Source organism: Promicromonospora kroppenstedtii, assembly GCF_044389675.1.
Classification (GTDB): Bacteria; Actinomycetota; Actinomycetes; order Actinomycetales; family Cellulomonadaceae; genus Promicromonospora; species Promicromonospora kroppenstedtii.
Genome location: NZ_JBIRYI010000010.1, coordinates 205,548 through 226,691 on the forward strand (window position 1 = coordinate 205,548; position 21,144 = coordinate 226,691).

General features: G+C 72.4%; 20 protein-coding genes. 13 read left to right on the top strand and 7 right to left on the bottom strand.

Annotation, left to right across the window (positions count from 1 at the left end):
* The 3 genes from tpiA to ACH47X_RS17415 all read left to right on the top strand — a co-directional run bounded on the left by tpiA (position 1) and on the right by ACH47X_RS17415 (position 1,879).
* Positions 1 to 771 (top strand): triose-phosphate isomerase, encoded by a 771-nt coding sequence (gene tpiA, locus ACH47X_RS17405; protein ID WP_397405858.1) that lies wholly within the window; start codon positions 1 to 3, stop codon positions 769 to 771.
* 448 nt (positions 772 to 1,219) lie between these two features.
* On the top strand, positions 1,220 to 1,462 hold the full coding sequence (gene secG / locus ACH47X_RS17410; RefSeq protein ID WP_020014806.1) for a preprotein translocase subunit SecG: 243 nt from the start codon (positions 1,220 to 1,222) through the stop codon (positions 1,460 to 1,462).
* 54 nt (positions 1,463 to 1,516) lie between these two features.
* Positions 1,517 to 1,879 carry an RNA polymerase-binding protein RbpA gene (locus tag ACH47X_RS17415; protein ID WP_051109404.1) on the top strand — a complete coding sequence of 121 codons (363 nt, stop codon included), beginning with the start codon at positions 1,517 to 1,519 and terminating at the stop codon, positions 1,877 to 1,879.
* Positions 1,880 to 1,984: 105 nt separating this feature from the next.
* On the opposite strand, the gene pgl is transcribed toward ACH47X_RS17415, so the two are convergent.
* The 5 genes from pgl to tkt are packed head-to-tail and all read right to left on the bottom strand — an operon-like array spanning position 1,985 to position 8,537.
* The gene (pgl, locus tag ACH47X_RS17420; RefSeq protein ID WP_397405794.1) at positions 1,985 to 2,758 is read right to left on the bottom strand and encodes a 6-phosphogluconolactonase; all 774 of its coding nucleotides are present in this window, start codon (positions 2,756 to 2,758) and stop codon (positions 1,985 to 1,987) included.
* On the bottom strand, positions 2,758 to 3,687 hold the full coding sequence (opcA, locus tag ACH47X_RS17425; protein ID WP_142036153.1) for a glucose-6-phosphate dehydrogenase assembly protein OpcA: 930 nt from the start codon (positions 3,685 to 3,687) through the stop codon (positions 2,758 to 2,760). Before opcA ends, pgl begins: the two co-directional genes overlap by 1 nt.
* Positions 3,684 to 5,246: a glucose-6-phosphate dehydrogenase gene (zwf, locus tag ACH47X_RS17430; RefSeq protein ID WP_036970903.1), complete on the bottom strand. Its 1,563-nt coding sequence runs from the start codon at positions 5,244 to 5,246 to the stop codon at positions 3,684 to 3,686. The genes opcA and zwf overlap by 4 nt, the downstream gene beginning before the upstream one ends.
* Entirely contained in the window at positions 5,243 to 6,391 is a 1,149-nt protein-coding gene (gene tal, locus ACH47X_RS17435) for a transaldolase (RefSeq protein ID WP_397405795.1), read from the bottom strand. Before tal ends, zwf begins: the two co-directional genes overlap by 4 nt.
* 40 nt (positions 6,392 to 6,431) lie before the next feature.
* Positions 6,432 to 8,537: a transketolase gene (gene tkt, locus ACH47X_RS17440; protein ID WP_397405796.1), complete on the bottom strand. Its 2,106-nt coding sequence runs from the start codon at positions 8,535 to 8,537 to the stop codon at positions 6,432 to 6,434.
* A gap of 334 nt (positions 8,538 to 8,871) precedes the next feature.
* On the opposite strand from tkt, the gene ACH47X_RS17445 reads away from it, so the two are divergent.
* The 8 genes from ACH47X_RS17445 (at position 8,872) to cmk (ending at position 16,496) form a co-directional block, all read left to right on the top strand.
* Entirely contained in the window at positions 8,872 to 9,852 is a 981-nt protein-coding gene (locus tag ACH47X_RS17445) for a heme o synthase (protein WP_084800755.1), read from the top strand.
* Positions 9,853 to 10,118: 266 nt separating this feature from the next.
* Entirely contained in the window at positions 10,119 to 10,904 is a 786-nt protein-coding gene (locus ACH47X_RS17450; protein WP_245606014.1) for an HpcH/HpaI aldolase/citrate lyase family protein, read from the top strand.
* A gap of 68 nt (positions 10,905 to 10,972) precedes the next feature.
* Entirely contained in the window at positions 10,973 to 11,959 is a 987-nt protein-coding gene (gene xerD / locus ACH47X_RS17455) for a site-specific tyrosine recombinase XerD (protein ID WP_397405797.1), read from the top strand.
* A 101-nt stretch (positions 11,960 to 12,060) separates the two neighbouring features.
* Positions 12,061 to 12,957, top strand: coding sequence for a ParA family protein (locus ACH47X_RS17460; protein ID WP_051433472.1), 897 nt, complete (start codon positions 12,061 to 12,063; stop codon positions 12,955 to 12,957).
* Positions 12,941 to 14,023: a segregation and condensation protein A gene (locus tag ACH47X_RS17465; protein ID WP_397405798.1), complete on the top strand. Its 1,083-nt coding sequence runs from the start codon at positions 12,941 to 12,943 to the stop codon at positions 14,021 to 14,023. The genes ACH47X_RS17460 and ACH47X_RS17465 overlap by 17 nt, the downstream gene beginning before the upstream one ends.
* Positions 14,020 to 14,685 (top strand): SMC-Scp complex subunit ScpB, encoded by a 666-nt coding sequence (scpB, locus tag ACH47X_RS17470; RefSeq protein WP_397405799.1) that lies wholly within the window; start codon positions 14,020 to 14,022, stop codon positions 14,683 to 14,685. Before ACH47X_RS17465 ends, scpB begins: the two co-directional genes overlap by 4 nt.
* 73 nt (positions 14,686 to 14,758) lie before the next feature.
* Positions 14,759 to 15,688 carry a pseudouridine synthase gene (locus ACH47X_RS17475; protein ID WP_397405800.1) on the top strand — a complete coding sequence of 310 codons (930 nt, stop codon included), beginning with the start codon at positions 14,759 to 14,761 and terminating at the stop codon, positions 15,686 to 15,688.
* Between the two features lie 73 nt (positions 15,689 to 15,761).
* The gene (cmk, locus tag ACH47X_RS17480; RefSeq protein WP_397405801.1) at positions 15,762 to 16,496 is read left to right on the top strand and encodes a (d)CMP kinase; all 735 of its coding nucleotides are present in this window, start codon (positions 15,762 to 15,764) and stop codon (positions 16,494 to 16,496) included.
* A gap of 28 nt (positions 16,497 to 16,524) precedes the next feature.
* Here cmk and ACH47X_RS17485 read toward each other — a convergent pair whose 3' ends face one another.
* Positions 16,525 to 18,393, bottom strand: coding sequence for an FtsX-like permease family protein (locus tag ACH47X_RS17485; protein ID WP_397405802.1), 1,869 nt, complete (start codon positions 18,391 to 18,393; stop codon positions 16,525 to 16,527).
* Entirely contained in the window at positions 18,390 to 19,130 is a 741-nt protein-coding gene (locus ACH47X_RS17490) for an ABC transporter ATP-binding protein (RefSeq protein ID WP_397405803.1), read from the bottom strand. Before ACH47X_RS17490 ends, ACH47X_RS17485 begins: the two co-directional genes overlap by 4 nt.
* A gap of 107 nt (positions 19,131 to 19,237) precedes the next feature.
* Here ACH47X_RS17490 and ACH47X_RS17495 point away from each other — a divergent pair, with 107 nt between their 5' ends.
* Both ACH47X_RS17495 and ACH47X_RS17500 read left to right on the top strand, forming a co-directional pair.
* The gene (locus ACH47X_RS17495; RefSeq protein ID WP_397405804.1) at positions 19,238 to 20,491 is read left to right on the top strand and encodes a sensor histidine kinase; all 1,254 of its coding nucleotides are present in this window, start codon (positions 19,238 to 19,240) and stop codon (positions 20,489 to 20,491) included.
* Positions 20,476 to 21,132, top strand: coding sequence for a response regulator (locus ACH47X_RS17500; RefSeq protein ID WP_449582160.1), 657 nt, complete (start codon positions 20,476 to 20,478; stop codon positions 21,130 to 21,132). Before ACH47X_RS17495 ends, ACH47X_RS17500 begins: the two co-directional genes overlap by 16 nt.
* The last annotated feature ends 12 nt before the right edge of the window (positions 21,133 to 21,144 follow it).

Sequence of the window (21,144 nt, forward strand, 5' to 3'; positions counted from 1 at the left end):
ATGGCGGGCAACTGGAAGATGAACCTGGACCACCAGCAGGCGATCAGCACGGTCCAGAAGCTGTCCTGGACCCTGAAGGACGCCAAGCACGACTACGCCGCGGTGGAGGTGGCGGTCATCCCGCCGTTCACCGACCTGCGCTCGGTGCAGACGCTGGTCGACGCCGACAAGCTGGAGATCGTCTACGGCGCCCAGGACCTGTCCCGGCACGAGTCCGGCGCCTACACGGGCGAGATCTCGGGCACGATGCTGAACAAGCTCGGCTGCACCTACGTGGTCATCGGCCACTCGGAGCGCCGTGAGTACCACGCCGAGTCGGACGACGTCGTCAACGCCAAGGTGCGCGCCGCGTTCGCGCACGGCCTGACCCCGATCCTGTGCGTCGGCGAGGGCCTGGAGGTCCGCAAGGCGGGCAACCAGGTCTCGCACACCCTCGCGCAGGTCGAGGCCGCGCTGGCCGACGTGCCGAGCGAGCAGATCGCCAAGATCGTCATCGCCTACGAGCCCGTCTGGGCCATCGGCACCGGCGAGGTCGCCACGCCGGACGACGCGCAGGAGGTCTGCGGCGCGATCCGCCGCGTGCTGGGCGAGCTGTGCGACGAGGGCGCCGCGGCCGGCGTCCGCGTGCTGTACGGCGGCTCGGTCAAGTCGGGCAACGTCGCGCAGATCATGGCGCAGCCCGACGTCGACGGCGCCCTGGTGGGCGGCGCGAGCCTGGACCCCGAGGAGTTCGCGAAGATCGCGCGCTACCAGTCCCACGTCGTCGCCTGAGACCAGAGCGCAGCGCAGGGTGAGGGCTGAGGTACGAGGCACTCGCCCGGAGCGGAGCGGCGGTCTCAGGCGACAGAAAGCAGAGTCTGAGACCTGACCGCAGCGCAGGGTGAGGGCTGAGGTACGAGGCACTCGCCCGGAGCGGAGCGGCGGTCTCAGGCGACAGAAAGCAGAGTCTGAGACCTGACCGCACCGCCTACCCCGCGCACATGTCAGACCCACAGGTCACGGGAGTGATCTGTGGGTCTGACACGTTCGGTCGTGAGACCGTCCCGCAACCTGCCTGAGGTACCCTCACTCGGGCGCGATGTTCCGCGTGCGACGTCTGATCCGGGTCCCATAAACCCCTGATCAGGGGGTTCGCACTGTGAGGTACGTCTCGCTTACTCTTGACCCGAATCCGCCGCCGGGAGAACGCCCGGCACATCTACAACCGAGGACGTGAACCGTGGACGCGCTCCGCATCATCCTGGAAGTCCTGCTGGTCCTGACCAGCGGCTTTCTCACCATGCTCATCCTGCTCCACAAGGGCAAGGGTGGCGGTCTGTCCGACATGTTCGGTGGCGGTATCTCGATGGGCGCCGGTTCGTCCGGCGTGGCCGAGCGGAACCTCAATCGCATCACAATCGCCTTCGCCCTCGTGTGGGCCGTGGTGATCGTCCTGCTCGGACTCATCCAGAAGGTCAGCTGACCCGGTCGCCAAGCGCCTAGCAGCTGACGGCCACACACAGAGGGGACGACAGACGTGGCATCAGGCGGTCATGCGATTCGGGGGAGCCGGGTAGGCGCCGGCCCTCTCGGAGAGACGGAGCGGGGCGACACCGCCCCGCGTGTCCGAGTTTCTTACTGGTGTGCCAACGGGCACGAGACAGCACCGAGCTTCTCGGTGGGCGAGGACGTCGAGGCCCCTGCGCAGTGGGACTGCCCGCGGTGCGGCTTCCCCGCAGGCATGGACCCGGTGAACCCGCCGAGTCCGGTACGGAACGAGCCGTACAAGACGCACCTCGCCTACGTGAAGGAGCGCAGGTCCGACGAGGACGGCGCCGCCCTTCTCGAGGAGGCGCTGGAGGCGCTTCGCGTCCGCCGTGGCGGCCGCGTAGCACGCTAAGAGATTTACACGCGGCGAACTAGCACCGTAGCGAAATGGAACGGGAGCGGGACAAGAACCCTGATCAGGGTCTTCGTCCCGCTCCCGTTCCACGTCGCCCTGGTTCTACTCCGGCGAGGTGGCGCCGGCGGCGTCCAGGTCCAGGAGCCAGAGGGTCCGGGCCTGCCCGACGGCGCCCGCCGCGGGCACCTCGGTGACCGGGTCGCCCGCCAGCGCCGCCGCCACGCGGTCTGCCTTCTCGGCGCCGGCCGCGACGACCCACACCTCGCGGGCCGCCCGGATGGCGTCGAACGTGAGGGAGACCCGCTCCGGTGGGGGCTTGGGCGAGCCGTGCACGCCCGTGGTCGTGCCCTGCGCCGTGAGGCCCTCGTGGCCGGGGAACAGGGACGCGACATGCCCGTCGGGGCCCATGCCGAGCAGCAGCACGTCGAACGCCGGGACGGCCGGGGCCGCTCCCTGCGCGTGCTCGGCGAGCAGCGCGGCGTAGGCCGCGGCGCCCTCCTCCGGCGTCGCGACCGACGTCGGACCCGGCATGGGGTGGACGTTGGCCGCGGGGAGCCCGTGCTCGGCGACCAGGCCGTCGAGCAGCGCCTCGCGCGCCTGCGTCTCGTTGCGGTCGGGGTCGCCGTCCGGCAGGAACCGTTCGTCGCCCCACCACAGGTGCACTCCCGACCAGTCCACGGCCGGCACCAGCGGGCTCGCGGCGACTGCCGCGAGCGTCGCGATGCCGACCGTGCCGCCCGTGAGGACGACATGGACGGGGGAGCGGACCGACTGCACGTCCAGGACGCGCGTCAGCAGCCGCGCGGCGGCGGCCTGCGCCAGCACCTCCTTGTCGGGGTGCACGACGACGAGCCGCACGCCGGGCGCCTCCGTCATCAGGCCGCCGTCCGGTTGGTGACGTGCCCCAGACCCCGCGTGAGGACCTCCTCGAAGACCTCGTCCGGGTCGAGCCGGCGCAGCTCCTCGATCAGGGCCTCGTTGAGCGCGCGGATCGGCAGCGCGATCCGCCGCGCGGGCTTGCCCGGCTGCGTGATCGTGACGGTCCGGCCGTCCGGGCGGTCCAGCACGATGGGCCCGCTCCTGCGCTCCAGGACCACGCGCGTGATGGCGTCGTCGCTGGCGGTGCGCACCACCTCGGCCGGGCAGTTCAGCCGGGCACCCAGCCAGGCCGCGAGCAGGTCGAGCGACGTGTGCCGCTTCTGCCCCTCGACCGTGACGGACAGCACCGGCTCGAACGGCGGCTGCTCGACGGCGGCCGCGATGAGCGCCCGCCACAGCGTGACGCGCGCCCACGCGAGGTCGGTGTCCCCGGGGGCGTACGTCCCGGCGAGGTTGCCCAGCATCTCCTGCGGGTGCTTCGCCGTGGTGCTGTCGATGATCCGGCGGGTCGCCATGGCGCCCACCGGGTCCTGCGACGGCACCTCGGGTGCCTCGCGCGGCCACCAGGCCACGATCGGCGCGTCGGGCAGCAGGAGCGGCATCACCAGCGTGTCGGCCCGCGCCAGGAGCGGCTTGGAGGCACGCAGCACCACCACCTCGGAGGCGCCGGCGTCACCGCCCACGCGGATCTGCGCGTCCAGGTGCGTGCTGCTGCCCTCGGCCGCCGGGGCGACGACGATGACGCGGCACGGGTGCTCGCGGCTCGCGTCGTTGGCGGCCTCGACCGACTCCTCGATGTCGCCCTCGTCGGCCAGGACCACGAGGGTCAGCACGCGGCCCAGGGCCACCGCGCCGCCCTCGTCGCGCAGGCGCACCAGACGCTTGTTGACCTGGTTGGTCGTGGTGTCCGGCATGTCGATGATCACGGTCGCCTCCAGACCCTGCCGTCGCGCTCCATCATGGCGTCGGCCGACGGCGGACCCCAGGTGCCGGAAGCGTAGGGCTCCGGCTGACCCTTGCGCGCCCAGTAGGACGTGATCGGGTCGAGGATCTTCCAGGAGAGCTCGACCTCCTCGCGCGTCGGGAAGAGCGGCGGGTCGCCGAGCAGCACGTCCAGGATGAGGCGCTCGTAGGCCTCGGGGGAGGACTCGGTGAACGAGTGGCCGTACCCGAAGTCCATCGTCACGTCACGCACCTGCATCGCCGTGCCCGGCACCTTGGCCCCGAACCGCATGGTGACGCCCTCGTCGGGCTGCACACGGATGACCAGGGCGTTGTTGCCGAGCTCGGACGTCAGCGACGTCTCGAAGGGCAGGTGAGGCGCCTTCTTGAACACCACGGCCACCTCGGTGACGCGGCGGCCCAGGCGCTTGCCGTGCCGCAGGTAGAACGGGACGCCCGCCCAACGGCGGTTGTCGACGTCCACCCGGATGGCGGCGAAGGTCTCCGTGGTGGAGTCCTTCGCGATGCCGTCCTCCTCGAGGAAGCCGGGCACCTCCTCGCCACCCTGCCAGCCGGCCTCGTACTGGCCGCGGGCCGTGTGCTTGCCGAGGTCGTGGGGCAGCCGCACCGACGAGAGCACCTTGATCTTCTCGGCCCGCAGCTCGGCGGCGTCGAAGTTGCGGGGCTCCTCCATGGCCACCAGCGCCAGGAGCTGGATCAGGTGGTTCTGGATGACGTCGCGCGCGGCGCCGATCCCGTCGTAGTACCCGGCGCGGCCACCGATGCCGATGTCCTCGGCCATGGTGATCTGGACGTGGTCCACGTAGTTCGAGTTCCACAGGGGCTCGAACATGGTGTTCGCGAAGCGCAGCGCCAGGAGGTTCTGGACCGTCTCCTTGCCCAGGTAGTGGTCGATGCGGAACACCGAGTCCGGGTCGAAGACCTTGGACACGACCGCGTCGAGCTCCTTGGCGCTGGCCAGGTCGTGCCCGAACGGCTTCTCGATGACGACGCGCCGCCAGGCGTGCACGCCGTCGCCGTCCGCGTCGTCGTCGGGCCGCGACAGCCCGTGCTTGGAGAGCTGCTCGCACACCACGGGGAACGCCGACGGCGGCACCGACAGGTAGAACGCGTGGTTGCCGCCCGTGCCGCGCTCCTTGTCGAGCGTCTCGACGGTCTCACGCAGGCGCTCGAACGCGTCGTCGTCGTCGAAGGAGCCCTGGACGAACCGGATGCCCTCGGCGAGCTGGCGCCACGTGGCCTCGCGGAAGGGGGTACGGGCGTACTCCTTGACGGCGTCGTGCACCACCTGCGCGAAGTCCTGGTCCTCCCAGTCGCGCCGCGCGAAGCCCGTCAGGGCGAAGCCCGGCGGCAGGAGGCCGCGGTTGGCGAGGTCGTAGACGGCGGGCATGAGCTTCTTGCGCGACAGGTCGCCCGTCACGCCGAAGATCACGAGCCCGCTCGGCCCCGCGATGCGCGGGAGCCGCAGGTCGAGGGGGTCGCGCAGGGGGTTGACCCCCTGCGCGATCTTGGCCGGCCTCACCGCTCGCCGCCCCCTGCCCCGGCCCCGTCGAGGCCGGTCTTGGTGGTCGTCAGGAGCTCGTCCCAGCTGACCTCGAACTTCGTCACGCCCTCGTCCTCCAGCTGTGCGGTCACCTCGTCCATGGAGATGCCCTGCGCCTCGACGGCCGCGATGGTCGCGGCCGCCTGCTCGCCGGAGCCGGTCACGGTGTCCGCGAGCACGATGCCATGGTCGGCGAACGCGTCGAGCGTCTTCTCGGGCATCGTGTTCACGACGCCGGCCACCACGAGCTCGTCCACGTACATCGTGTCGCGGTAGGCCGGGTCCTTCACGCCGGTCGACGCCCACAGCGGCCGCTGCGGCTGCGCGCCGGCCGCCGCGAGGGCGGCCCAGCGCTCACCGGAGAAGACCTCCTCGTAGGCGGCGAAGGCCAGGCGGGCGTTCGCGATGGCGGCCTGGCCGCGCAGCGCGAGCGCCTCGTCGGTGCCGACGGCGGTCAGCCGCTTGTCGACCTCGGAGTCCACGCGGGACACGAAGAACGACGCGACCGAGCCGATCACGGACAGGTCGTGACCCGCCTCCTTGGCCTGCTCCAGGCCGGCCAGGAAGGCGTCCATGACGGCCCGGTACCGCTCGATCGAGAAGATCAGCGTGACGTTGACGCTGATGCCCTTGGCGAGGGTCGACGTGATGGCCGGCAGGCCCTCCACCGTGGCGGGGATCTTGATCATCACGTTGGGCCGCGCGACGGTCTCCCACAGCCGTACGGCCGTGGTCTCCGTCGCCGCGGTGTCGCGGGCCAGCCGGGGGTCCACCTCGATGGACACGCGGCCGTCCACGGCGCCGGTGGCGTCGTAGACGGGGCGCAGCAGGTCCGCGGCGTCGCGCACGTCGTCCGTGGTGATGCGCTCGACCGCGGACTCGACGTCGGACCCGGCGAGCTCGCTCAGCGTGCCCGCGTAGGCGTCGCCGTGCGCGAGCGCGGCGGCGAAGATCGTCGGGTTGGTCGTCACGCCCACGACGTTCCTGCTGGTCATGAGCTCGGCGAGGTTGCCGGTGCGCAGCCGCTCACGGGACAGGTCGTCGAGCCAGATGGCGACACCCGCCTCGGACAGCCGCTCGGTGGGGCTGACGTTCTCGCTGCTGTCGCTGGTGCTGTCAGTCATCGTGCCCTTCCTCTCTCGTGTCCAGGTGTTCCGGCGCGGTTCAGGACGCCGCCTCGATCGACTCCTTGGCGGCCTGGGCGACCGCCTCGGAGGTGATGCCGTACTCGGCGTAGAGCGTCTTGTAGTCCGCCGAGGCGCCGTAGTGCTCGAGCGAGACGATGCGGCCGGCGTCGCCGACGACCTCGCGCCAGCCCTGCGCCACGCCGGCCTCGACCGAGACGCGGGCCTTCACACCGGACGGGATGACCGACTCGCGGTAGGCCTCGTCCTGCTGGTCGAACCACTCGCGCGAGGGCATGGAGACCACGCGGGCCTGGATGCCGTCGGCGGCGAGGATCGCGCGCGCCTCGACGGCGAGCTGCACCTCGGACCCGGTGCCCACGAGGACGACGTCGGGCGTGCCGTCGGTGTCCAGGAGGACGTAGCCGCCCTTGAGGGTGCCCTCGGCGCCGGCGAAGCCGTCGGTGCCGCGCGGGTACGTGGGCACGTTCTGCCGGGTCAGCACGATGCCGGCCGGGTTCTTCGTGTTCTCGAGGATCCCGCGCCACGCCCAGGCGGTCTCGTTCGCGTCGGCCGGGCGGACGACGTCGAGGTTCGGGATGGCGCGCAGCGCCGCGAGGTGCTCGACCGGCTGGTGGGTCGGGCCGTCCTCGCCGAGGCCGATCGAGTCGTGCGTCCAGACGAAGGTGGTCGGGATGCTCATCAGCGCGGCCAGGCGCACCGAGGCACGCATGTAGTCGGCGAACTGCAGGAACGTACCGCCGTAGGGGCGGGTCAGGCCGTGCAGCACGATGCCGTTCAGGATCGAGCCCATGGCGTGCTCGCGGATGCCGAAGTGCAGGGTGCGGCCGTAGGGGTCGCCCGGGAACTTCTTGGTCGCGTGCTCGGTCGGCACGAACGACGGCACGCCGTCCATGGTCGTGTTGTTCGAGCCGGCGAGGTCGGCGGAGCCGCCCCACAGCTCGGGCAGCACGTCCTTGAGCGCGGTCAGCACCTTGCCCGACGCCGCACGGGTCGCGACGCCCTTCTCGCTCGCCTCGAACTCGGGCAGCGACTCGGCCCAGCCCTCGGGCAGCTCGTGGGCACGCAGGCGCTTCAGGAGCGCGGCCTGCTCCGGGTTGGCCTCGGACCAGGCGGTGAAGGCCGCCTCCCAGGCCTCACGCTCGGTGGCCTGGCGCTGGGCGACGGAGCGCGTGTACGCGAGCACCTCGTCGTCGATCGCGAACGTGGCCTCGGGGTCCAGACCGAGCGCGGACTTGAGGCCCTTGACCTCGTCGGCGCCCATGGCCGAGCCGTGGATGCCGCCCGTGTTCTGCTTGGTGGGCGACGGCCAGCCGATGATGGTGCGCAGCGCGATGATCGACGGCTTGCCGGTCTCGGCCTTGGCGGCGTCCAGCGCCGCGGCCAGCGCGTCGGTGTCCTCCGCGTAGCCGGCGCCGCCCGAGGTCCAGTCCACGCGCTGGGTGTGCCAGCCGTAGGCCTCGTAGCGCTTCAGCACGTCCTCGGTGAAGGCGATGTTGGTGTCGTCCTCGATCGAGATCTTGTTGTCGTCCCAGATCACGATCAGGTTGCCGAGCTGCTGGTGACCGGCCAGCGACGAGGCCTCGGAGGTCACGCCCTCCTGCAGGTCGCCGTCGGAGGCGATGACGTACACGTGGTGGTCGAACGGGGACTCGCCGGGGGCGGCGGCCGGGTCGAGCAGACCCCGCTCGCGGCGCGAGGCGAACGCCATGCCGACGGAGGAGGCGAGGCCCTGGCCCAGCGGGCCCGTCGTGATCTCGACGCCGGCGGTGTGGCCGAGCTCGGGGTGGCCCGGGGTCTTGGAGCCCCAGGTACGCAGAGCCCCGAGGTCCTCCATCTCCAGGCCGTAGCCCGCGAGGAAGAGCTGCAGGTAGATCGTCAGCGACGAGTGTCCGGCGCTCAGCACGAAGCGGTCGCGGCCGATCCAGTCGGGGTCCGACGGGTCGTGGCGCATGGCCTTCTGGAAGAGGAGGTACGCGGCCGGCGCGAGCGAGATCGCGGTTCCGGGGTGTCCGTTGCCCACCTTCTCGACGGCGTCCGCAGCCAGCGCCTTGATGGCCTTGACCGCTCGCTCGTCGAGCTCCGACCACTCAAGGGGCTTCAGCACGGGGTCGAAAGCGTTCACGAGTCCTCTTTCTCTCCGCCGGCGGCACTCGTCCTGGTCCGGAGAGCGGACGCGCTGGAGAGCCGCGCAGCGTGCGTGCGGCGGCGGCGGGATGCCTGCCGCCCTTCGTTCGATGGCGTCAACAACCCTATACGCGCGCGTAATCCGTTGCGCAGGGCTGTCCACGGACTGTTCGTCCCGGGCTGCGGCGGACAAATCTCACAGGGCCGGACGGGAATGCGGTGCGCGACCCGGTCACCCCGCGACGTACCATGGGCACGCACCCGACCGGCAACAGCGCCGACCAGGTGCGTTACCGACTTCCAGGACCCTCCCGAACGGAACTGCGACGCGCGTGAGAACGAGCCACCCGACGACCGGCCAGACCGCGCGTCCCCAGACGTCCGGGCACGACGCACCGGACGCCGCCGTCGAGCAGCGTCCCGGGGGCTGGTTCATGCGCCGCGCCGGCGCCTACGTCGCCCTGACCAAGCCCCGCGTCATCGAGCTGCTGCTCGTCACGACGGTGCCTACCATGATCCTGGCCGCCGACGGCCTGCCCAGCTTCTGGCTGATCGTCGCCACGCTGATCGGCGGCGCCGGCGCCGCCGGCAGCGCCAACGCGTTCAACATGTGGTGGGACCGGGACATCGACCAGGTGATGAACCGCACCAAGAAGCGCCCGCTGGCCACGGGCGAGATCACGCCGCGCGCCGGCCTGGTGTTCGCCTCGATCCTCGGCCTGCTGTCGCTCGCGTGGTTCGCGCTGGTGATCAACTGGGCCGCGATGTGGCTCACGCTGGGCGCCATCGCGATCTACGTCGTGGGCTACACGATGATCCTCAAGCGCCGCACCCCGCAGAACATCGTGTGGGGCGGCATCGCGGGCTGCATGCCGGTGTTCATCGGCTGGGCCTCGGTCACCGGCGGGCTGAGCTGGGCGGCGCTGGCGCTGTTCGGCATCATCTTCTTCTGGACGCCGCCGCACTACTGGCCGCTGTCGATCAAGTTCAAGAAGGACTACGCGAACGCCAACGTGCCGATGCTCCCCGTGGTCAGCGACGACAAGCGCGTCGCGGCCGAGATGGTGGGCTACACGATCGCGATGATCGCCTGCTCGCTGGCGCTCACCCCGCTCGCGGGCATGTCCTGGGTGTACACCGTGGTGGCCGCGGTGCTGGGCGGCTGGTTCCTCTGGTCCACGATCGCCATGCTGCGCCGGGCGCAGGGCAAGGCCAGCGGCAAGCTGGGCGCCATGAAGGTGTTCCACGGCTCGATCACGTACCTGTCGCTGCTCTTCGTCGCGGTCGCGGTCGACGTCTTCCTGCCCTTCTGATCACCCGTCCTGGGGCCCGGACCAGACCTCTGCATAGCGGGGGTCATGATTCGGCCAGGCCACTTGTCGCCGCCTAGGCTGGGCGCGTGACCGAGACCCCTGCCGACCGAACCACCGAAACCGCAGACCAGCCCACCGCGCAGTCCGCGGGCTACTCGTCGGGCCTGCCGACGGCGTCCGCCGTCGTCCCCGAGAGCGACCTCGCGCCCCGTCGCGCCGCGCGCGAGAAGTCGCGCGTCGCCCCCGACTACGCGCGGGCCTGGCTCCTGCTGTCCGCCATGCGCACCGAGCTCTTCGACAAGGCGCAGCTCTCCCGGGCGGACCAGGTCATCCTCGACTGCGAGGACGCGATCGACGACTCGCTCAAGGACGAGGCGCGCGAGAACGTCATCCGGTGGATCAAGAACGGCGGCAGCGCCTGGGTCCGGATCAACGACCGCACCGCACCCTCCTGGGCCGACGACGTGGCCTACCTGCGCGGGCTCGAGGGCCTCAACGGTGTGATGCTCGCCAAGACGGAGAGCGCGGACGACGTCGTCGACACCGCGCAGCGGCTCGGCGGCGACGTGCCCGTGATCCCGCTGGTGGAGTCGGCCCTCGGCATCGAGGAGGCCGTGCACATCGCCCGGGCGCGCGGCGCGTTCCGGCTCGCGTTCGGCTCGGGCGACTACCGCCGCGACACCGGCGCCGCCAACGAGCCGATGGCCATGGCGTACCCGCGCACGCGCCTCGTGGTCGCCAGCCGCATCGGCGGCCTGCCCGGCCCCGTGGACGGTCCCACGGTCGGCTCCTCGCACGCGCTGCTGCGCGAGCAGTCGGCCGACGCCGTGGGCCTCGGCATGACCGGCAAGCTCTGCCTCGACTTCGAGCAGTCGGCCGTCATCAACGAGTCGTTCGCGCCGACGTCGTCCGACGTCGCCTGGGCGGTCGACTTCTTCGCCGAGTTCGAGGCGGCCGGCTCCGTGATCCGCGACGGCAGCGACAAGCCGCGCCTCGCGCGTGCCCAGGTGATCCGCTCGCGGGCCGAGCTGTTCGGGATCAACCCCTCCTGACCACCGGTGGGTGCCGCCTCCGGCGCGCCCCGCCCGCTTCACCCGCCCCCGCTCGGCATGATGGGCCGGTGTCCTCAGCACTGGCCCATCCGTCGTTCCGTGAGAACCACCCCGGCCCGCCGCCCACCGCGGTCGAGACCGGTCGGCTCGACCGTGCGCTGCGGGACTACCTCGCGCACCTGAGCGTGGAGCGCGGCCTCTCGGCCAACACCGTCGCCGCCTACCGGCGCGACCTCGTGCGCTACGTGGCCTACCTGGACACGGCCGGCCGCAGCGGCCTGTCGGGCGTGACGGAGTCCGACGTCACCGCCTTCGTCGAGTCGGTGCGTCAGGGGACCGACGGCGGCCGGCCGCTGTCGCCGTCGTCCACCGCCAGGGCGCTGGCCGCCGTGCGCGGCTGGCACCGGTTCGCGCAGGCCGAGGGCCTCGCCGTGGACGACCCGTCCGCCGAGGTGCGCGCCCCGACCCAGATGCGGCGGCTGCCGCACGCCCTGTCCGTCGACGACGTCGCCGGACTGCTCGACGCCGCGGGCACCGGCGACGGGCCGCTGCCGCTGCGGGACCGGGCGCTGCTGGAGCTGCTGTACGCCACGGGCGCACGGATCTCCGAGATCGTGGGGCTCGACGTCGACGGCGTGGGGGACAGCACCGCCGTCCGGCTGCTCGGCAAGGGGTCCAAGGAGCGGGTGGTGCCCGTGGGCTCGTTCGCCCGCGACGCCCTGGAGGCCTACCTGGTGCGGGCCCGTCCCGCGCTGGCCGCGGCCGGCCGGGGCACGCCCGCCCTGTTCCTCAACACGCGCGGCGCGCGCATGTCGCGGCAGACCGCCTGGGCCGCGCTGCAGGCCTCCGCCGCGCGGGCCGGGCTCACAAAGCACGTCTCGCCGCACACCCTGCGGCACTCGTTCGCGACCCACCTGCTGTCCGGCGGGGCCGACGTCCGCGTGGTGCAGGAGCTGCTGGGACATGCCTCGGTCACCACCACGCAGATCTACACGATGGTCACCCCCGACGCCCTGCGCGAGGTGTACGCCGCCGCCCACCCCCGGGCGCGCTAGCCGAACGACGCCACGCCGGGGCTTCGAGCCGGGCAGCGCCCACACTCTGGTATAGCGTGGCGGGCGTGAGCGAGGCACCCAGCCCGGAGGGAGCGAGCACGATGACCGACATTCTTCTCGGCAAGACGGTCGTCGGCGCTCCCGACGACTCGGAGATCGTGCGCGACGTCGTGGGGCGGGTCATGCCGGACCTGCCCGAGCCGGCGCCCCTGGCGAGCCACGGCCCGGCGCGCATCATCGCGATGTGCAACCAGAAGGGCGGCGTGGGCAAGACCACGACGACGATCAATCTCGGCGCGTGCCTGGCGGAGTACGGGCGCAAGGTGCTGCTGGTCGACTTCGACCCGCAGGGCGCCGCGTCGGTCGGCATCGGCGTCAACCCGCACGAGCTCGACCTGACGGTCTACAACCTGCTCATGGAGCGGGGCGTGGAGGTCGGCGACGTCGTGCTGCCGTCGGGCATCGAGAACCTCGACGTGCTGCCCGCGAACATCGACCTGTCGGCCGCGGAGGTGCAGCTCGTGGGCGAGGTCGCCCGGGAGTCGGTGCTGGCCCGCGCCCTGCGCCCGGTGATCGACGACTACGACGTGATCCTCATCGACTGCCAGCCGAGTCTCGGGCTGCTCACCGTGAACGCTCTGACGGCGGCGCACGGCGTGCTGATCCCGCTGGAGTGCGAGTTCTTCGCGCTGCGCGGCGTCGCGCTGCTGGTCGAGACCATCGAGAAGGTGCGGGACCGGCTCAACCCGGCCCTCGAGATCGACGGTATCCTCCCGACCATGTACGACTCGCGCACCCTCCACTCCCGGGAGGTCGTGGCCCGGGTGCACGAGGCCTTCGGCGACACTCTGCTGCACTCGATCATCGGGCGCACGGTCAAGTTCCCTGACGCCACGGTCGCAGCCGAGCCCATCACCGCGTACGCCCCGGGGCACCCCGGCGCCGCCGCGTACCGTCAGCTCGCCCGGGAGCTCGTGGCCCGTGGCGACGCTGCCTGAGGCGGAGGTGGCGCAGAGGGCCGACGTCGTGCAGGTGACGGCGGAGCCTGAGGTGGCGCAGCCGGCCGACGTCGTCGAGGCGCAGCCCGCCGAGCGGTCGTCGTCGCGCATGTTCCAGGTGCGGCTGCACAACTTCGAGGGCCCGTTCGACCTGCTGCTCTCGCTCATCGCCAAGCACCAGATGGATGTCACCGAGGTGGCGCTCGCGGTGGTGACCGACGAGTTCGTGGCGCACATCCGCGAGGCGGAGCGGGCCTCCCGCGAGGCCGCCGAGCGCGGTGAGGTGCACGAGTCGTGGGACCTCGGCGTGGCCAGCGAGTTCCTGGTGATCGCCGCGACCCTGCTGGACCTCAAGGCCGCGCGCCTGCTGCCCGGCGTCGTCGACGAGGACGCCGAGGACCTGGAGCTGCTGGAGGCCCGCGACCTGCTGTTCGCCCGGCTGCTGCAGTACCGCGCGTACAAGGAGGTTTCCAAGGTCCTCGCGGACCAGATGGCGTCGACCGGACGGCGCGTGCCGCGTCTCGCGCCGCTGGAGCCGCACCTGGCCGCGATCCTGCCGGAGCTGGTCTGGGACACGACGCCGGAGCGGCTGGCCGAGCTCGCCGCGAAGGTGCTCGCGCCCAAGCCGCCGCCCGTGGTCGGGCTGGCGCACCTGCACGGCTCCGCGGTCAGCGTGCGCGAGGAGGCCGGCGTCATCGTCAAACGGCTGCGGGCCGAGCGCTCGGTGACGTTCCGCTCGCTCACGGCCGGGACGGAGCGCCTGGTGACCGTGGCCCGGTTCCTGGCGCTGCTGGAGCTGTTCCGCGACGCCCTGGTCGGGTTCGAGCAGGTCAGCCCGCTGGGCGAGCTGACGGTCCGGTGGACCGCCGGGCCCGACGACGGCGGCAAGTACCTCGACCCCGCGGCCGGCCCGAGCGAGTTCGACGAGGACGACGCCCCGGCGCCCGCGGAACCGGCGACCGCCACCACGGCAGCCGAGGACACCACAGCAGCCGAGGACACCACAGCAGACGCGACAGCGGCGCACGCGGACCTCGCGGGGCCCGGAACGGAGGCGACGGCATGACCGTCGAGGAACAGGCACCGCAGTCCGAGCTGGACGCCGGGACCGCCGCCGTCGCGACCCCCGCACCCGAGGAGCCGGTGCTCGTCGACGTGCACACCCTCCCGGGCGGCGCGCACGCAGCGGTCGAGGCCGTGCTCATGGTGGCGGACGCGCCGATCGGCGCCGACCGGATCGCGGCCGCGCTGAACCTGACGCAGGACGAGACCGACGACATCCTGCACGAGCTGGCCGACGAGTACGCCGGCCACCTCGGCTCGCGCCCGCGTGGGTTCGAGCTGCGCCGCACGGTCGACGGCTGGCGCATCTACTCCTCGACCGCGCACGCCGACCCCGTGGGGCGCTTCGTGCTGGACGGCCAGTCGGCCAAGCTGAGCCAGGCCGCGCTGGAGACGCTCGCCGTGATCGCGTACCGTCAGCCGGTGACGCGTGGCCAGATGAGCGCAGTGCGTGGCGTGAGCGTCGACGGCGTGGTGCGCACCCTGCTGACCCGCGGGCTGATCGCCGAGATCGGCCAGGATCCCAGCACGGGTGCGGTTCTGTTCGGAACCACGGGATACTTCTTGGAGCGGATGGACTTCTCGTCGCTCGACGAGCTGCCCCCGCTGGCGCCGCACCTGCCGGACCTGGACATGATCGACGGCCTCGACGGGCTGGACTCCTAGTCCTGCCCGAGGCCCCCACGCCGGCCACGCGCGCCCTTTCCTGTAGATCTTCCCCCGTACCGAGAGACGAATCATGAGTAACGAACGCCGCGGCGGGAGCCGCCGCGAGTCCGGTGACGGCCAGCAGCCGCGCCGTCCTGCCCGTTCCGGCAAGCCGGGCGGCAAGCAGGGCGGTCAGAACTTCCGTGGGGGCAGCTCCGCGAAGAGCCGCGCCCAGGCCAACGCGCCGCGCCGTCGGCCCGCCAAGCCCACCGAACCGGCCCGTGACGTCCACGTCGAGGACGGTGTGCGCCTGCAGAAGGTGCTCGCGCAGGCAGGGCTGGGCTCGCGCCGCGCGTCGGAGGAGCTGATCGCGAACGGGCACGTCGAGGTGGACGGGCAGATCGTCACCGAGCTGGGCGTGCGGGTGGACCCCGCCACGGCCGTCATCCACGTGGACGGGCTGCGCATCCAGCTCGACCAGGACAAGGTGACGATCGCGCTGAACAAGCCGCTCGGCGTCGTCTCCACGATGGACGACCCCAAGGGCCGCCCGACGGTCGCGGACCTGATCAAGAACCGCGAGGAGCGCCTGTTCCACGTGGGCCGGCTCGACGCCGACAGCGAGGGTCTGCTCCTGCTGACGAACGACGGCGAGCTCGCCAACCGCCTGTCGCACCCCAAGTACCAGATCGCCAAGACCTACCTGGTCACGGTCGAGGGCGAGGTCTACCCGCGCGTGGGCCGCGAGCTGCTGAAGGGGGTCGAGCTGGAGGACGGCGTCGCGAAGATGGACGCCGTGCACGTGCTCCAGCAGATCGACGGCCTGGCGATGCTCGAGGTCGTGCTGCACGAGGGGCGCAACCGCATCGTGCGCCGCATGTTCGACGCCGTCGGGCACCCGGTCAAGCGCCTGGTGCGCACGCGGATCGGTCCCATCCCGCTGGGCGACCTGAAGGCAGGCCGCACCCGCGTGCTGGGCCGGACCGAGCTCGGCACCCTCATGGGTGCGGTAGACCTGTAACCTCTCCCGCTGAGTGCTGGCTATTTGCGCCTGACGAGCACTCCGAAGCACAGATACCCAGCACTCAACGGAAATGAGCGAACCTGTGACCAGCCCCGTAGTGATCGCCATCGACGGGCCGTCGGGCTCCGGCAAGTCGAGCGTGTCGAAGGCGGTCGCGGCGCGGCTCGGCCTGGCCTACCTCGACACGGGGGCCATGTACCGGGCGGCCACGGTGTGGAGCATGGAGACGGCGGACCTGGCCGACGCCGCGGCGGTCACCGCCGCGGTGGGCGTGATGCCGCTGGTCATGGGGCTGGACCCGGAGGCGCCGGGCGTGGAGCTGGACGGCCGCGACGTGGCCGAGGTCATCCGCACCACCGAGGTCACGACCAACGTGTCGAAGGTGGCGTCCAACCTGGACGTGCGTGCCGAGCTCAAGCGGCTCCAGCGCGCCATCATCGACCAGGAGTCGGGTCCGGCGGCCGTGCAGTCGGGCGGCCGCGGGATCGTGGCCGAGGGCCGCGACATCACGACGGTCGTGGCGCCCGACGCCGACGTCCGCGTGCTGCTCATCGCCTCGGAGGAGGCGCGCCTGCGGCGCCGGTCCCTGGAGGTGCACGGCGCGGCGGACGCGAGCGCGGTGGAGGCAACGAAGGACCAGGTGCTGCGCCGCGACCAGGACGATGCCAAGGTGACGCAGTTCCTGGTCGCCGCGGACGGCGTGGTGACCGTCGACTCCAGCGACCTCGACTTCGAGCAGACGGTCGACGCCGTGCTGGCCGTCGTCGCGCAGGTGACGGGTCGCGAGGTCGCGCCGTCCGCGTGAGCCGGAGCTGAGCCGCGGCGACCCGGGACTACTCCCGGGTCGCCGCGCGGGCTCCCGCCACGCCGGCCGCGACCAGCACGACGGCACAGGCCGCGACGATGCCCGCGAACGGCAGCCACGGGATCGTCAGCGGTGCGGCCGGCACCTCGCGCACCACGGCCTGGCGGACGAGCCATCCGACGAAGCCGGTGATCGAGCCACCCACGAGCAGGGCCGCGACGCCGGTGAAGCTGGTCTCCCAGACCGCCGCACGGCGCACCTGCGCGGGCGTCGCGCCCAGGAGGCGGGCGGTGCCGAGCTGGCGGCGTCGCTGCGCGGAACCGATGAGGATCGCGTTGACCGCGGCGATGGCGGCGTAGACGCCGGCGGGTCCGAGCATGACCCACAGCACGAGTGCGTTCATCGCCCGGGCCTCGCCGGCCACCCGGCCCACCCACTCGTCGGCAGTCTCCACGCCGGCCCCCGTCTCGCGCAGCGCGGCGGCCACCGCGGCGCCGTCGGCGCCGTCGCGGATGACCACGAACACGGTGCCGGTGGGACGCGCGGCACCGGCGACGCCCGGCAGGTCCGCCGGTACCAGCACGTCCGTCCACAGGTCGGGGGCATCGGGCACGACGGCGGCGACGGTCACCTTCGTGCTCGTGTCCCCGACACGCAGGGTCCGGACGTCGCCGATCCCCACGCCGAGGTCGGTCACGTAGGACTCGGTCACCGCGATGGCCGCACCGTGCAGGTCGTCGAGCGAACCCCGCACGGCGCGGAGGCTGCGGGTCTCGGCCGCGGTGTTGACGTCCAGGACCTCGGCCTCGGTGTCACCGTCGCGCCCGAGCCGGATCTGCGCGGTGTGCCGGACGTCGGCCGTCGCGACCCCCGGAGCCGTGGCGACAGCGTGGGCATCGCCCGGAACCTCGGCCACGAGAGGGGCCCTCAGCGCGGCCCGGTCGGCACCCTCGGTCCAGTCCGCCGTGAAGCTCACGGCCAGGAGCAGCGAACCGGCCATGGCGGAGATCGCCACGACCGGCGCGGCCACCGCCGTGGTCATGCGCAGCGACGACCGGGCGTGGTCCCGGGCCAGGCGTGCCGCGGGGTCACGGTCCGCCACGACCCCTCCGACCCACCCTGCCAGGGGCGGGTAGACCAGCCGGCCCACGCCGTTGATCCCGACCACGGCGACGACCGGCAGGAGCATCCCCGCCAGCAGCGCGAAGAGCAGCTCCATCTCGGGCGCGAGGACGGCCGCCCCGACCAGCGCCGCCAGTGCGGAGAGCGCGGCGAGCGCCTCGAGCACGCCGGGTCGCCGTCGCTCCAGCACCGCCTCGCGGAACGCCTCGGCGGGCTGTGTGCGACCGGCACGTCCGCCCGCCCGCCACGCACCGACCAGCGCGACGCCGGCGCCGAGGGGCGCCGCGGCCGACCAGGCCGCGCCCGGCCCCGGCGCCGTCAGGTGGACCGGCGTCAGCCCGGTCAGGTGCAGGAGGCCGAACGCCGGCGGTGTGACCACCGTCGCCAGGACGACACCGAGCACCGTTCCGGCGACAGCCACCACCGCCGCCTCGCCGAGCAGGAGGAGCCGCACCTGCCGGGGTGTGGCACCGATCAGCCGGAGCAGGCCCAGCTCACGGCGCCGGGTCGCCACGACGAACCCGAAGGTGCTCGCCACCACGAACAGCGCCATGAACAGCGAGACACCCGCCATGAAGCCGAAGAGTGACCCGAGGTCGTCCAGCTGCTTGCGGGCCTGGGCCGTGAGCTCCGCGTGGCCGGACGTCGTGTCGAGAGATCCCAGCAGGTTCACGGCCAGACCGATCAGACCGGTGCCGCCGGCGAGGGCCACCATCGCGCCGGCGTACGCCCGCCACGAGTCGCGGGACGTCTTGAGGCTGTGGGTGAGGATCATCGCTCCAGCTCCGTCATCCGTGCCGCGATCTGCGTGGGGTCGCCGCGCCGCATCTGCCCCACCACCAGGCCGTCCGCGAGAAACAGCACGGCGTCGGCGTAGGACGCGGCCAGCGGGTCGTGGGTGACCATCACGACGGTCTGGCCCGAGTCGGCGAGCCCTCGCAGCAGCGCCAGCACGTCGCGGCCCGTGGACCGGTCCAGTGCCCCGGTCGGTTCGTCCGCGAACAGCACGGCGGGGCGGGAGTGCAGGGCGCGGGCGATGGCGACGCGCTGCTGCTGACCACCGGACATCTCGGGCGGACGACGCCGGGCCAGGTCGCGCAGCCCCACCCCGTCCAGGGCGTCGAGCACCGCGGTGCGGTCGACGCGCAGCCCGGCGAGCCGGGCGGGGAGTACGACGTTGTCGAAGGCGGTCAGGGCGTCGAGCAGGTTGTACTGCTGGAACACGAAGCCCATCGTGGTCCGGCGCAGCTTCGTCAGCCGCGTCTTGTCCAGGCCTTTCAGCGGTGTACCGGCGATCGTGACGCCGCCCCTGCTGGGGCGGTCCAGGCCTGCGGCGATCTGCATGAGCGTGGACTTGCCCGAGCCGGAGGGGCCCATGACGGCCGTGAACGTCCCGGCCGGGAAGACGTGGGTGACGCCGCGCAGGGCGTCGACAGTCCCGGACCGGGACCGGTAGGTGCGGGTGATGCCGTCGAGGACGACTGCCGTGTCGGTGGCGGTGCCGTTGGTCATGCCATGAGCGAATCGCAGTCCCGCGGGTGGTACCCGGGCTCGCACGCCACTGATGGGTAGCGTGTGCGCTACCCCGCGGGGCACTCCGGTGTGTCTAGGGTCGTCCCGTGACCTCGCGACCCGACGTGTGGACCGCTCTGCGCGGGCGCCCCTGGCGCTTCCTCGGCTCATCCTGGCCGTGGCGGGCGCTGGCCTACCTGGTGAGCACCGTGCCGGTGGGGCTGGCTGTCGCGACGGCGCTCTTCGTGACAGTCGGTGTGGGCGTGCTGACCGCCGTGCTCGTGGTCGGGGTGTTCGTGCTGGCCGCGCTTCCGCTGATCGCGTCGGTGGTCGCAGACGTCGAACGACGCCGGATGCGGCTCCTGCTGGGCCGGCGGGCGCCGTCGGACGGTGTGCCGTGGCTCACGAGGTTGCGGGCGTCGCGCATCATGCCCGTCGCCTGGCCGGAGGTCGGCTACACGGTGCTGCTGGCCGCCGTGCTCTGGGTCGTCGACGCCGTGGCGCTGAACCTGCTCGTCGTCTTCCCCGGGATCCTGCTGTCCGCTCCGGTCCTGGTCACCTCCGGCGACCCGGTCGACCTGGGCCCGTGGCAGGCGGACACCACGGGTGAGGCGTGGCTCGCGGTCGGGCCGGGCCTGGTGCTCCTGGCGGCCGGCCTGTACGGGGTGACCCTGCTGGCCGCCGCCCAGGCGAGCCTGGCCCGGCTGCTCCTCGACCCGACGCACGCGCGCCTCACCGAGGCCGTCGCCGAGCTGCGGCGTTCACGGGTCGGTCTCGTCGACGCCTTCGAGACCGAGCGGCGCCGCATCGAGCGTGACCTGCACGACGGCGCGCAGCAGCGTCTCGTGGCCCTGACGATGACACTCGGACGGGCCGAGCTGGAGATCTCCGAGGGTGCGGGGCTGAACCTGGTCCGTGAGGCGCACGGACAGGCCGAGGCAGCGCTGGAGGAGCTGCGCAGCACGGTGCGCGGGATCCACCCGCGGGTGCTGGTGGACCATGGCGTGGAGGCGGCGGTGCACGACGTCGCTGATGCGGCCGAGGTCCCTGTCACCGTGGACGTCCGGCTGCCCGGGCGACTGCCGGGACCGGTCGAGGCGGCGGCCTACTTCGTGGTGAGCGAGGCGCTGACGAACGTGGTCCGGCACGCCGCGGCGCGGTCGGTGCGGGTGCACGGCCGTCTCGCGGGCGGCTCCCTCGTGCTGACGGTGCTGGACGACGGCGTCGGCGGCGCGACCGTGCGGTCCGGCGGCGGTCTGGCAGGCCTCGCCCTGCGTGTCGAAGCGCTCGACGGTGAGCTGTCCGTGACCAGCCCGCCCGGCGGCCCGACGGAGGTGCGAGCGACATGGCCGGTTCCCTGAGGATCGTGTTGGCCGAGGACGCCGCCCTGCTTCGCGAAGGCCTGCTGGCGATCCTGGAACGGGCGGGTCACGAGGTGGTCGCCGCGGTCGAGGACGCCGAGGCGCTGCTCGCGTTCGCCGGGCGAGTCCTTCCGGACGTCGTCATCACCGACATCCGGATGCCGCCGACGCACACCGACGAGGGCCTGCGGGCCGCCGTCGAGCTGCGCCGCCGCCATCCGGACCTGGCGGTGCTGGTGCTGTCCGCGTACGTCGCCGACGCCTACGTCGCCGAGCTCCTCGACTCCGCGCCCGGCGGCGGTATCGGCTACCTGCTCAAGGACCGGGTCGGGCACGTGCGCGAGTTCCTGGACAGCCTGGCCCGGGTGTCCGCGGGCGAGATGGTGGTCGACTCGCAGGTGGTGCGCAAGCTCCTCGGTCGGCGGCGGGACGACGGCCCGCTCGCCTCCCTCACGGAGCGCGAGCGGGCGGTCCTCGCCCTCATGGCCGAGGGGCGGACCAACGGTTCGATCGCCGCCGAGCTGTTCGTGTCGGAGGCCGCGGTGCGCAAGCATGTGGGGAACATCTTCGCCAAGCTGCCTCTCGACCCGACGTCGGACCGGCGCGTCTCGGCCGTGCTCGCCTACCTGCGCGACGGCTGAGCTCCGGAGCGA